Origin of the sequence: Kitasatospora sp. NPDC127111 (genome assembly GCF_042677465.1) — a bacterium.
GTDB lineage: Bacteria > Actinomycetota > Actinomycetes > Streptomycetales > Streptomycetaceae > Kitasatospora.
The window spans coordinates 44,324-56,997 of the sequence record NZ_JBHXTG010000017.1; the positions used below are offsets into that span (position 1 = coordinate 44,324).

General features: G+C 73.9%; 7 protein-coding genes. 6 read left to right on the plus strand and 1 reads right to left on the minus strand.

From position 1 onward, the window contains the following. Window positions 1-45 precede the first annotated feature (45 nt). From ACFVHB_RS13785 to ACFVHB_RS13795, 3 genes are all read left to right on the plus strand, one after another. Window positions 46-1,401, plus strand: coding sequence for an MFS transporter (locus ACFVHB_RS13785; RefSeq protein WP_380320068.1), 1,356 nt, complete (start codon window positions 46-48; stop codon window positions 1,399-1,401). A gap of 112 nt (window positions 1,402-1,513) precedes the next feature. Beyond that, window positions 1,514-2,170, plus strand: coding sequence for a hypothetical protein (locus ACFVHB_RS13790; protein WP_380320071.1), 657 nt, complete (start codon window positions 1,514-1,516; stop codon window positions 2,168-2,170). 56 nt (window positions 2,171-2,226) lie between these two features. After that, window positions 2,227-3,246 carry a hypothetical protein gene (locus ACFVHB_RS13795; protein ID WP_380320073.1) on the plus strand — a complete coding sequence of 340 codons (1,020 nt, stop codon included), beginning with the start codon at window positions 2,227-2,229 and terminating at the stop codon, window positions 3,244-3,246. Window positions 3,247-3,268: 22 nt separating this feature from the next. Here ACFVHB_RS13795 and ACFVHB_RS13800 read toward each other — a convergent pair whose 3' ends face one another. Then, window positions 3,269-4,693 carry a CCA tRNA nucleotidyltransferase gene (locus tag ACFVHB_RS13800; RefSeq protein WP_380320244.1) on the minus strand — a complete coding sequence of 475 codons (1,425 nt, stop codon included), beginning with the start codon at window positions 4,691-4,693 and terminating at the stop codon, window positions 3,269-3,271. Between the two features lie 365 nt (window positions 4,694-5,058). Here ACFVHB_RS13800 and ACFVHB_RS13805 point away from each other — a divergent pair, with 365 nt between their 5' ends. The 3 genes from ACFVHB_RS13805 (at window position 5,059) to ACFVHB_RS13815 (ending at window position 12,639) form a co-directional block, all read left to right on the plus strand. Beyond that, window positions 5,059-7,620 (plus strand): DUF6049 family protein, encoded by a 2,562-nt coding sequence (locus tag ACFVHB_RS13805; RefSeq protein WP_380320076.1) that lies wholly within the window; start codon window positions 5,059-5,061, stop codon window positions 7,618-7,620. Between the two features lie 58 nt (window positions 7,621-7,678). After that, a complete protein-coding gene (gene murJ, locus ACFVHB_RS13810) occupies window positions 7,679-10,291 on the plus strand; it encodes a murein biosynthesis integral membrane protein MurJ (RefSeq protein ID WP_380320079.1) in 2,613 nt (870 codons plus the stop codon). Window positions 10,292-10,602: 311 nt separating this feature from the next. After that, complete coding sequence (locus tag ACFVHB_RS13815; protein ID WP_380320082.1) at window positions 10,603-12,639, plus strand: serine/threonine protein kinase; 2,037 nt, start codon at window positions 10,603-10,605, stop codon at window positions 12,637-12,639. Window positions 12,640-12,674: the final 35 nt, after the last annotated feature.

Here is a 12,674-nt window from a genome sequence, read left to right on the forward strand (position 1 = left end):
ATGTTTCACGTGAAACACGGGCCGGATCCATGGCAGTCTGGGCGGGTGGCGATCACGGAGAACGGAAGCACCCAGCGGACCGCGCACCGCGCCACGCTCTTCGACCTGCTCCGCGGGCGGGACTTCCGCCGGCTGCTGACCGCCCGGGTGCTCTCCCAGCTCTCCGACGGCGTCTTCCAGGTGTCGCTCGCCGCCTACGTGGTCTTCTCGCCGGAGAAGCAGTCCTCCCCCGCCGACATCGCCTCGGTGCTGGCGGTGATGCTGCTGCCGTTCTCGGTGATCGGCCCGTTCGCCGGTGTCCTGCTGGACCGCTGGCGCCGCCGCCAGGTGCTGTTCCACGGCAACCTGGCCCGGTTCGGGCTCGGCCTGGTGACCGGTGCGCTGCTCCTGGCCGAGGCACCGACCTGGCTGTTCTTCGCCTCCGCGCTGCTGGTCACCGCGCTCAACCGGTTCATCCTGGCCGGCCTCTCCGCCGCCCTGCCCCGGGTGGTGGAGCAACAGCAGCTGGTCACCGCCAACGCGCTCTCCCCCACCCTGGGGACGGTCGCCGCGGCCTCCGGCGGCGGCCTCGGCTTCGTGCTGCACCAGCTCATGCCGCCCGGGCCGAAGGCCGACGCGGCGCTGGTCACGGTGGCCGCGCTGCTCTACCTCTCGGCGGCGCTGGCCGCCCGCCGGATGCACCGGGACCTGCTCGGCCCCGAACACCACCCGGACCGCCCCCCGCTCGGCCAGGCACTCGCGCTGGCCGCCCGTGACCTGGGCGCGGCCGTCACCCACCTGGTCCGGGACTGCCGGCCCGCCGTGCACGCGCTGGCCGCCGTCACCGCCGCCCGGTTCTGCTACGGCGTGCTGATCGTCATGGTGGTGATGCTCGCCCGCTACACCTTCAACGACCCGGCCGACAGCGCGGCCGGGCTGGCCACGCTGGGAAAGGCGGTCGGCCTCTCCGCGGCCGGCTTCTTCATCGCCGCGCTGATCAGCCCGTGGTGCACCCGGCGGCTCGGGCTGGCCGGCTGGATGACGCTCTGCCTGGCGGCGCCGGTGGCCTTCGTGCCCGCGCTCGGCCTGGGCTTCTCGCTGGTCCCGTGCCTGATCGCGGCGCTGCTGCTCGGCGTGGTCACCCAGGGCACCAAGATCTGCGCCGACACGGTGGTCCAGGAGTCGGTCGAGGACGACTTCCGCGGCCGCGTCTTCGCCGTCTACGACGTGCTGTTCAACGTCGCCTTCGTGGCCGCCGCCCTGGTGACCGCGCTGGTGCTGCCGCTCTCCGGGCGCTCGGTCGCGGTGGTCCTCGGCGTCGCCCTGGTGTACGCGCTGGCCGCCGTGCTCTACCTGCGGGCGGCCCGCCGGTCCGGCCCGCTCCCGGGCGACCAGGAGCTCCCGGCACCCGCTCCCCGCTGACCGGCCTTCCCCGGAGCCCCGCGCCCCCCTCCGCACCGGCGACGTCGGGGAGAGTCGCTAAGGTACGTCAGATCTGTCGGAGCGACAGCACTCTGTCTCGGGGGACAACCTGATGAGCACACCGCCCAGTAGTCCGTACGGGCCACCGCCCCAGTACGGCTATCCGCAGGCGTCACCGGGGCAACCCGGCCCGCCGCCGACCCCGCAGGCGTACGGTGCTCCGGCTCCGCAGTACGGCCCCCCGCAGCCGGCACCCGCCGGCTACGGACAGCCCCCGGCGTACGGCTACCCGGCCGCGCCCGCACCCGGCCAGCCCGCGCCGGGGTACGGGCAGCCGCCCGCGTACGGCCAGCAGCCGCCGTACGGGCAGCAGGCCCCGTACGGGCAGCCGCCGACGGCGCCGGCACCCGCCGCGCCGGCGAAGCGGAGCGGCAAGGCCAAGCTGAAGATCATCGGTGGTGTGGGTGCCGGCATCGCGCTGATCGTCGGCTACTTCGTCACCGGGCCGAGCGTCAGCAGCGCCAAGGCCGGCGACTGCGTCAGGGCCAGCGGCTCGCGCGACGTCGAGATCGTCAAGTGCACCGACGCCAAGGCCAACTACAAGGTGCTGGCCACGTACTCCGGCACCACCGACACCACCCGCTGCAAGCAGACCGCCGGGACCACCAGCACGGTCTCGGGCAAGAGCGGCCGCCGCTGGAACAAGAAGCGGTACGTCCTCTGCCTCGGCCCGCTGTCGCCCGGCGTCCCGCCGGTCAAGAAGTCCTGATCCGTTCGCCGCCCCAACCTTCCCCGGGGGACCCTTTGTCCGTTCCACCGCCCCAGATGCCCTACGGCGCGCCGCCGCCCGCCAGCGGCAGCAACAACCCCTACGCCGCCGGCAACCCGTACGGTGCCCAGCCGGCCCCGCCCGGCTACGGCTACCCGGCCGCCGCGCCGCCCGCCGCCGGGTACGGCGTGCCGCCGCAGGCCGCCCCGCCCGGCTACGGCTACCCGCAGCAGGCGGGCTACGCCCCGCAGGCGCCGCACGGCGGGCCGGTCTGCCGGTTCTGCGGCGGCTTCCCGGCCGTGGACACCACCGTCCGCGGCCACCAGGGAATCATCATCATCCTGCGGTTCCTGAAGCAGCCCGGACCGTACTGCCGCACCTGCGGCACCGCCATGGTCCGCGACATGTCGGCCCGCACCCTCGTGCAGGGTTGGTGGAGCTACCTGGGCTCGCTCTTCACGCTGATCACCCTGCTGCGGAACCTGGCCGCGCACAACAAGATCAAGGACCTGCCGCCGCCGGCTCCCGGCACCCACGGCCCGCAGCTCGACCCGGGCGCCCCGCTGCTGAAGCGGCCGCACGCGCTGATGCTGCTGCTGCCGGTCCTGTGGATCGTCTCGCTCATCGTGCTGATCACCACCGGCGCCCTGGTGAACAACGACCACGACTACAACTCCCGGCCGTACCACCCGATCGTGGTGCCCACGCCGAGCGCGGTGACCTTCCCGCCGATGCCGTCGTTCTCGATGCCGCCGATCCCGGAGATCACCACCCCGGCCGCGCCGAAGCCCTCCTCCCCGGCGGCCAACGTGCCGAACGACATCGACGTCGCCAAGGCCGGCGACTGCCTGCGCAACGAGAACGGCACCAGCGCCACCCACGACCCCAACCCGCGGATCACCATGCTGTCCTGCAGCGACCCGCGCGCCCAGTACAAGGTGCTCAAGAAGCTGCTCGCCACCAGCGACGACAAGGGCTGCGACAACGTGCCCGACTCGGACAGCAGCTACACGCGCACCTCGTCCTCCGCCGCGCTGAGCTACGTGCTCTGCCTGAAGGGCATCAACGGCACCTGAGGGGTGTCCATGCCGTCCGGGCTCAGCCCTGCTGGGCCTCCCACCAGGCGCGCAGCGCGGCGACGGCCTCGTCATGCGCCATCGGGCCGTGCTCCAGCCGCAGCTCCAGCATGTGCTTGTACGCCTTGCCGACCTGCGGGCCCGGCTTGAGCCCGAGCAGCTCCATGATCTGGTTGCCGTCCAGCGCGGGGCGGACGGCGTCCAGCTCCTCCCGCGCCTTCAGCTCGGCGATCCGCTTCTCCAGGCCGTCGTAGGTGCGGGAGAGCGCCGCGGCCTTCTTCCGGTTCCGGGTGGTGCAGTCGGAGCGGGTGAGCTTGTGCAGGCGCTCCAGCAGCGGCCCGGCGTCGGTGACGTAGCGGCGCACCGCCGAGTCGGTCCACTCGCCGCCGCCGTAGCCGTGGAAGCGCAGGTGCAGCTCGACCAGGCGCGAGACGTCCTCGGTCAGCTCCTTCGAGTACTTCAGGTCGCGCATCCGCTTGCGGGTCATCTTGGCGCCGACCACCTCGTGGTGGTGGAAGGAGACCCGGCCGTCCGACTCGAAGCGGCGGGTGCGCGGCTTGCCGATGTCGTGCAGCAGCGCGGCCAGCCGCAGGGTGAGGTCGGGGCCGTCCTGCTCCAGGTCGATGGCCTGCTCCAGGACGGTCAGCGAGTGCTCGTAGACGTCCTTGTGCCGGTGGTGCTCGTCGCGCTCCAGCCGCAGCGCCGGCAGCTCGGGCAGCACGTGGCCGGCGAGCCCGGTGTCGACCAGCAGCCGCAGGCCCTTCACCGGGTGGGCGGAGAGCAGCAGCTTGTTCAGCTCGGCCTGGACCCGCTCGGCCGAGACGATGGTGATCCGCTCGGCCATCGCGGTCATCGCCGCCACCACCTCGGGGGCCGGGTCGAAGTCCAGCTGGGCGGCGAAGCGGGCGGCGCGCATCATCCGCAGCGGGTCGTCGGAGAAGGACTCCTCGGGGGTGGCGGGGGTGCGCAGCACCCGGGCCTCCAGGTCCTCCAGCCCGTGGTGCGGGTCGACGAAGCCGCGGCCGGGCAGGTCGACGGCCATCGCGTTGACGGTGAAGTCGCGGCGGACCAGGTCCTGCTCGATGGTGTCGCCGTAGGTGACCTCGGGCTTGCGCGAGCTGCGGTCGTACGCCTCGGAGCGGTAGGTGGTGATCTCGATCAGGAAGGACCCCGCCGGGGTGTCCTTGCGCGCGCCGACCGTGCCGAAGGCGATGCCGACGTCCCAGACGGCGTCCGCCCAGCCCTTGACCAGCTTGAGGACCTGGTGCGGGCGGGCGTCGGTGGTGAAGTCGAGGTCGTTGCCGAGCCGGCCCAGCAGCGCGTCCCGGACCGAGCCGCCGACCAGCGCGAGCCGGTGACCGGCCGCCTGGAAGCGGCGGGCGATCTCGTCGGCGACCGGGGACACCCGCAGCAGCTCCTGCAGACCCAGGGTCTGCGCCTCGCTCAGGCCTGGGACGACCTGGGTGGCGGTGCTGGAATGATGGACGCCGGACTCGTGGGGCTCATTGGCAGTGGACACGGCTCACAAGGGTACGTGGCCCGGGGGCCCCGTCGCCCGCGCGTTTTCCGGTGCTCACCCCGAGGCCCGCAACACTGGATCCCCCGCCGCATCGTTACCATGCCGGTGGAGCGAGTCACGGGCACCGACGAGGGCCCGCGGTGCCGCGTGCCAGGACGGCCGAACCGGAGCACGGTCGGTCGCCGTCTTCACCGCTGATCCCCCCGACCGGCCAGCCCGGCGGACGGGGATCCGCAGCATCCCAGCAGCAAGCAGCAAGCAGCGAGCATTCGAGAACGGCGAGGGCGAAGCGCGTGGTCGAGCCGGCACGGCACTCGGACCTGGAGGCGGACGGACCCCCGGGGCGTACCGCGGAACGCACTCCCGCAGGCACGCCCGGACGCGCGCCGGGCCGCCGCGCGGCGCGCACCGCGCGCCGGCTGGCGGGCGCGCTGGGCGCCGCCCTGGCGCTGCTGCCGGCGCTGCCCGCCGTCGCGCTGCCGGCCGGTGGCCCGCGTCCGGCCGGCGACTCCGGCGCCTCCGCCGAGTCCCCCGTGGTGATGACCATCGAGGCGGTGAACAAGCCGGTGGCCGTCCAGAACGGCACCGTGACGATCACCGGGCACATCACCAACGGCGGCAAGTCGGTGCTCAAGTCCGCCCACGCGGCGGTGCGCAAGCCCTGGTCGTCCAAGCCGCTGACCACCCGCAGCGAGTTGGCGACGGTCGTCTCCCGGACGACCCCGCTCAACACCGACGGCGTCGACCTGGAGAGCCCGCAGTACGCGCTGAACGAGCTCGGCCCGGGCCAGACCCAGCCCTACACGCTCAGCGTCGCGGTCAGCGACCTCCAGCTGTCCGGCGAGGGCGTCTACGAGCTGGCGGTGGACGTCTGGGGCTCGACCGCGGACAACCCGCGCGACCGCGCGCTGGGCATCGCCCGGACCTTCCTGCCGTACGACCCGACGCCGACCGAGGCGCAGCCGTCCAAGGTGACCACCCTCTGGCCGCTGGTGCACGCACCGGTGCTGGCCGCGCAGACCATGTCGGACAACGACCAGACCGTCCCGGTGCTGCGCGACGACAGCCTGGCCGCCGAGTTCGCGCCGGGCGGGCGGCTCTACGAGCTGGTGGAGACCGGGTCCACGCTGACCGGCCTGACCTGGGTGGTCGACCCGGACCTGCTGGACACCGCGTTCGCGATGACCAAGCGCTACCGGGTGCAGAAGCCCGGCACCGCGACCAAGGACGACAAGAAGAAGAAAAAGGTCGCGGCGAAGGAGGAGAACACCGTCGAGGGCACCGGCTCCGCCGCCGCCACGGCCTGGCTGGAGAAGCTGCGCACCGCGGTGGCCAAGAACGGCAGCCAGGTGGTCGCGCTCCCGTACGCCGACCCGGACATCGCCTCGATCGCCCACAACGCCGCCGAGGCCGACGGCGTGGACGCCGCGCTCGGCAAGGCGGCCACGGCGGGTCGGCTGACCGTCGAGGGCCGGCTCGCGGTGGACACCCGCTCGGACGTGGCCTGGCCGTACCGGGGCTACCTGGACCAGCAGGTCGCGGGCATGGCGCAGCGCGCCGGCAGCGGCCTGCTGCTGGTGAACGGCGCGAGCCTGCCGGAGCCGGACGCGCTGAAGTACACCCCGACGGCGGTCCGGCCGATCGGCAACGGGCAGAGCGCGGTGGTGGCCGACGAGGAGATCTCCGCCCTGTTCGAGGGGGACCTCGGCACGCCGCAGGCGCAGACCCTGGCGGTGCAGCGGTTCCTCGCCGAGACCTTCGTGATCTCCCGGCAGGAGCCGCAGAACCCGCGCGGCCTGCTGGTGATGCCGCCGCGCGACCTGTCCGCCACCACCGCCAAGGTGCTGGCCACCGCCGTGCAGGCGGCGCAGGCCGGCAAGTGGGTGGAGCCGGTCAAGCTGGACGTGCTCGCCCAGGGCCCGGCCGATCCGAAGGCCAACGGCGCCGTCCCGGCCGCCACCGACTACCCGGCGCAGGTCCGGGCCTCGGAGCTGCCGTCCTCGGCGCTGACCGACACCGTCGACGTCCAGACCGAGCTGGACACCCTGATGCAGGTGCTCACCCTGCCGCAGCGGGTGCGCGGTCCGTTCAGCGCGGCGATGGTCCGCTCGATGTCCACCGAGTGGCGGGCCGACGCGCCGGCCGGGTCGGTCTACCGCAAGGGCGTGAAGGACTACCTGGACGAGCTGACCGAGGCGGTGAACGTCCCGAAGAAGACGTCCATCACCTTCGCCGGGGACACCGGCGTGCTGCAGGTCAGCGTCCGCAACGACCTCACCCAGCCGGTCACCAACCTCAAGCTGGTGCTGACGCCGCTGCAGGCCAACCGGCTCAAGGTCCACCCGGCCGAGGAACTGGTGCTGCCCGCCTCGCAGAGCGTCACCCTGCGCTTCCCCGCCGAGGCCCAGAACAACGGGCCGGTGAGCGTGACCGCCCGGCTCTGGACCACCGGTCCGAACCCCCGGCCGTACGGCCCGGAGCAGACCTTCACCGTCGAGGTCACCTCGGTGACCAACGGCGTGCTCTACGTCTTCGGCGGCGGCCTGGTGCTGCTCCTGCTGGCGGCGCTGCGCTTCTTCCGCCAGCGCAAGCTGCGGGTGGCCAACGACGACGAGGGCGACGCGCCGCTCACCGACGCGCCGCTCACCGACGCGCCGTCGGACGGGAAGGGCGACGGGGACCACGACGCCGGGGACGCCGGGGACAGCGGGGACGCCGGCGGGTCGGTGGACCCGGACGCGACCGGAACCGCCCCGACGGGCGGCCGGGGACCGGCCGACGCCGGGCAGACACCGCGCGCCAGCACCGCAGATGGCCGGGATCGGGCCACCAGTGATGAGAAGGTTGGTCCTTGATACCGCCGACACCCGCCCGACGCCGGGTCGGCCTCCCCCGAGAAAGCGAAGAGGTGACATGACCGGGCGCAGCGAGGAGCGGCCGCCGGGCCGCGGTGAGGGCCGGCCGGGCGCCGAGTCGCCGTCCGGCGACTGGTACGTGGCCGACACCTACGCGCAGGACCCGTACGCGGCCGACGCGTACCGGGCCCCCGAGGACGGCCAGGACCCGTACGGCCTGCGGGCCGACCGGCCGGCCGCGCCGCAGCAGCCGGCCGCCGCGTACGACGTGCCGCCGCAGCTGCCGCCGCAGGGCGGCGGCTACCCGACGCCGGTGCCGCCGGCGCAGTTCGCCCCGCCCGTGCCGCCGGTGCAGCCCGGCTGGGACACCCCGGCGCAGCAGCCGGCCTCGGTGCAGCCCGTCGCGCCGGAGCCGGAGCCCGCCGCGGCCTGGCCGGAGAGCCGGTCCCCCTGGGAGCGGCCGGCGCCGGTCGGCGGCCAGTGGGCCGGCCCGCAGCAGGAGCCGCACGAGCAGCACGAGCAGCACCAGCAGTGGCAGCCGGGCCCGGCGCACTCGGCCTGGGACTCCGAGTCCACCGAGTACGTGGGCGTGGACGCGCTGTTCGGCGGCGACCGGGCCGGTCAGGCCGGTCACCCCGCCCCGCCCGCCCAGGGCGACGGGGCGGGCCTCACCGGTGCGGCCGCCGAGGCCCGCCCGCGCGCCCAGCAGCCCCCCGCCCAGGCCGCCCCGCCGGTCCTGCCGACGCTCGCCCAGCCGCCGGCCGCGGCCGGCACGCCCTACTCCCCGTCCGCGCCGTTCCCCCCGGCCGGCGCGTACCGGGGGAACCAGGGCCCGCACGGCGACGGCGACCACGGCGACCGCCCGTTCGTGCCGCCGATCGAGTTCGACCCGCCGCTCTCCGAGGAGGAGGCCACCATGCAGGTGGCCGCGGTGCAGATCCCGCCCGCGGTGGAGCCGCTGGACGAGCTGGCCGCCGAGGAGCACGCCGCCGCGGCGCCCGCACCCGCGCCGGCGGCCGGCGGTGGCGGCAAGGTCGCCAGCCTGCTGAACTCCAGCGCGATCATGGCGGCGGGCACGCTGGTGTCCCGCGGCACCGGCTTCGTCCGGACGATGGTGATCGCCGCCGCGATCGGCCTCGGCGTGATGGGTGACTCCTACAACGCCGCCAACACCCTGCCGACCCTGCTCTACATCCTGATCGGCGGCGGCGCGCTGAACGCCGTCTTCGTGCCGCAGCTGGTCCGCAGCATGAAGAACGACGAGGACGGCGGAACGGCCTACGCGAACCGGCTGCTCACCCTGGTGATGGTGGGCCTGGCCGGCGTGACCTTCCTGGCCGTGCTCGGGGCGCCCCTGCTGGTGCAGCTGATCGCGCACCCGCTGATGAAGGACCCCGCCAACGCCGACACCACCGTGGCGCTGGCCCGCTACTGCCTGCCGACCATCTTCTTCATGGGCATCCACGTGGTGATGGGCCAGATCCTCAACGCCCGCGGCCGGTTCGGCGCGATGATGTGGACCCCGGTCCTCAACAACATCGTGGTGATCTTCACCTTCGGCGCGTACCTCTGGGTCTACGGCGGCTTCGGCAGCACCGAGGTCACCCCGGGGACGATCTCCCCCGAGGGCGTCCGGCTGCTCGGCATCGGCACCCTGGTCGGCCTCGCCGTCCAGGCCCTGGCGATGGTCCCGTACCTGCGGGCGGCCGGGTTCTCCTTCCGGCCGCGCTTCGACTGGCGCGGCCACGGCCTCGGCAAGGCCGCCCGGCTGGCCAAGTGGACCTTCCTCTTCGTCCTCGCCAACCAGGCCGGCTACCTGGTCATCACCCAGCTCGCCACCGCGGCCGGCAAGGCCGCCGAGAAGGGCGGCCACAACGGTGTCGGTCTGGCCGCGTTCTCCAACGCCCTGCTGATCTGGCAGCTCCCGCAGGCGGTGATCGTCGTCTCGATCATGAGCGCGGTGCTCCCGCGGCTGTCCCGCGCCGCCGCCGACGAGGACGCCGGCGCGGTCCGCGACGACCTCTCCTACGGGCTGCGCACCACGGCCGTGGCGGTCGTCCCGGCCGCGTTCCTGTTCCTCTCGCTCGGCCCCGCGATCGGCCGCTCGATCTACGCGGTCGGCGGCAACGACATCGACCTCGCCAGCGCCACCAACGTCGGTCTGATGCTCTCCGCCTTCGCCCTGGGCCTGATCCCGTACTCGGCCCAGTACGTGATGCTGCGCGGGTTCTACGCCTACGAGGACACCCGGACGCCGTTCTCCAACACCGTCTGGGTGGCCGCCTGCCAGGCCGTCCTCTCGCTGGTGTGCTGGCTCGTCCTGCCCGCCGAGTGGGTCGTGACCGGCATGGCGTTCGGGTACGGTCTCGCCTACGCCATCGGGGTGACGGTGGCGGTGCCGAAGCTGAAGAAGAAGATCGGCGGCCTGGACACCAAGCGGATCGGCAAGACCTACACCCGGCTGGCCGCCGCGAGCGTGCCGGCCGCGCTGGTCGGCGTGGGCGTCAGCCTGGCGGTCCAACAGGTCCTCGGCGGCTGGCCGGGCAGCGTCCTGACGATCGTCCTGGCCGGCGGCCTCCAGCTGGCGGTCTTCGTGCTGATCGCGAAGAAGCTCCGGGTCGAGGAGCTGAACGCGATGCTGGGCATGGTCCGCGGCCGACTGGGCCGCTGACCGGCCGTACCGAGCGGCCGGACGGCTCGTCGCCCTGAGCGGGCGTCAACCGGACGGTCGTGGTCCTCCGCCCCGTCGGGGCGGGCACTGGGCCGCCACGCCGCCCCCGGGTATCCTCCCGGAGCCCGGCGTGGCGGCCCAGTGCCGGATCTGCACCACATCTCTCCACCATCACGCAACCGCTCGCACCTTTCAGCGGTCGTACCCGGGGGAGAAGAGTGGGCACAATTGTCCTGGAGCACAGTGCCTCGGCCCTGACCGCTCCAGCGACTCTCTCAGGCCGGGGCTTCACAAGGGGAGGCAGGACCACGGTGGCTGATGGCACCAAGGCGGTCGTCGACACGTCAGCAGCTGACGGGGCGGCGGATGAGGCCGCACTGGCCGCGGCGATCGACGAGCTCGCCGGCGAGACGGCCCGGGCCACCGCGGCCGCCGGCTCCGACGGTGACTCCGACTCCGACGAGGCCGACCCCGACACGGGCCCGGGTGAGTCCGGCACCGGCCGCGACCGCGGAGCGGACGACGGCGCCGACGAGGCCTCCTCCGACAGCGTCTCCGAGACCGCCCCCGAGACCGCCTCCGACAGCGCCCCCGAGAGCGCCTCCGGCAGCGAGGAGACCTCGGAGATCACCGCGCCGCTCTCGGCCGCCGAGATCCGCGCCGAGCTGGCCGCCGGAGCCGCCGGGCGCAAGGCCGCGGAGGCCCGCCCGGCCGCCCGCCCCGCCCGCCCGCCGCAGGACCCGCAGCCCACCTACGACCCGCGCGACACCGGCACCCTCCCGCAGACCCTGCCGGCCCCGCTGCGCCACAGCGGCGACAAGATCGGCCACCGGTACCGGCTGGAGGAGTGCATCTCCCACACCGAGACCTTCAGCAGCTGGCGCGCGGTCGACGAGAAGCTCCGCCGCGCCGTCGGCGTCCACCTGATGGCCTCCGGCCACCAGCGCTCCCGCAAGGTGCTGGCCGCCGCCAAGTCCGCCGCGCTGCTCGGCGACCCGCGCTTCGTCCAGGTGCTCGACGCCGTCCAGGAGGGCGAGCTGGTCTACGTCGTGCGGGAGTGGCTGCCGCACGCCTCCGACCTCGCCAAGCTGCTCGCCGACGGCCCGATGGAGCCGCACGAGGCGTACCAGATGGTCCGCCAGGTCACCGACGCGGTCGCCGCCGCCCACCGGCGCGGCCAGGCCCACCTGCGGCTCACCCCGCGCTGCGTGCTGCGCACCGACAGCGGCCAGTACCGGATCAACGGCATCGCGGTCGACGCCGCCCTGCGCGGCCTGCCCGCCGCGGGCTCCGACGAGGACGCCGAGCGCACCGACACCCGTGCCATCGGCGCCCTGCTGTTCGCCGCGCTGACCCACCGCTGGCCCTTCCCGGAGAACCGCTACGACCTCCGGGGCCTGCCGAAGAACCTCCACAACACGCCGCCGGACCAGGTCCGGGCCGGGGTCCACAAGGGTCTCTCCGAGCTGGCCGCGCGCGCCCTGTTCGACCGGCCGCCGCACCACGCCGAGCCGTTCCGCTCCCCCGAGGAGCTGGCCAAGGCGATCGCCCTGATGCCGCGCATCCGCCAGCCCGAACCGGAGCTGCCCGCCTACCCGACCCCGCCGCGGCACAACACCCACGCCCTGCCCACCGCGCCCAACCCGACCCGGGTGATCGCCGCCCCCGGCACCGCCACCCCGCCGGCCGCCTCCCGGCCGGCCCCGGTCCGGCGCACCCGGCGGCGGCTGCGCCGGGTGGTCAAGGCGACGGCCTGGACCGTCGCCCTCGGCGCGATCGGCGTCGCCTCCTGGCAGCTGGTCGACAACCTGCGCCACACCGGGCCGACCGTCACCGCGCCGCAGCCCTCGGTCAGCTCTGCGGCCCCGACCGTCCACGCGGTCACGCACACCCCGGTGCCGATCCCGGTCGTCGACGCCGTGTCGTACAACCCGCTGGGCGACCGGCTCGAGGGAACCGACTCGACGAAGAACGCCTTCGACGGGGATCCGCAGAGCAGCTGGACGACGTTCGGCTACAAGGACCCGTTCGGCCCCAACAAGCCCCTGAAGGAGGGCACCGGCCTGCTGATCGACCTCGGCTCCGCACAGGCCGTCAGTTCGGTCAACGTCCAGTTCATCGGCAGCACCACCGCGGAGCTGCGCATCCCGAACGGCTCGGCCGCCGCCAGCCCGCAGACGGCCCGGCCGGGCGACTTCACCGCCGTCGGGAAGAAGACCGGCACCAGCGCCGAGTACGCCCTGGAGAACCCGGCCACCACGCGCTACCTCTTGATCTGGCTGACCAGCCTGCCGAAGGATAAGGGCGAGTTCCGCGGGCAGGTCGCCGAGGTCAAGGTCTTCGGCTGACCCGGCGGCCGCGGAAGGTGGCACGACCGGCGAGG

What these genes read in the sequence shown, in the direction of transcription:
- murJ (WP_380320079.1), top strand. Translation starts at nt 7,679, where the DNA reads ATGACCGGGCGCAGCGAGGAGCGGCCGCCGGGCCGCGGTGAGGGCCGG.
- ACFVHB_RS13795 (WP_380320073.1), top strand. Translation starts at nt 2,227, where the DNA reads ATGCCCTACGGCGCGCCGCCGCCCGCCAGCGGCAGCAACAACCCCTAC.
- ACFVHB_RS13790 (WP_380320071.1), top strand. Translation starts at nt 1,514, where the DNA reads ATGAGCACACCGCCCAGTAGTCCGTACGGGCCACCGCCCCAGTACGGC.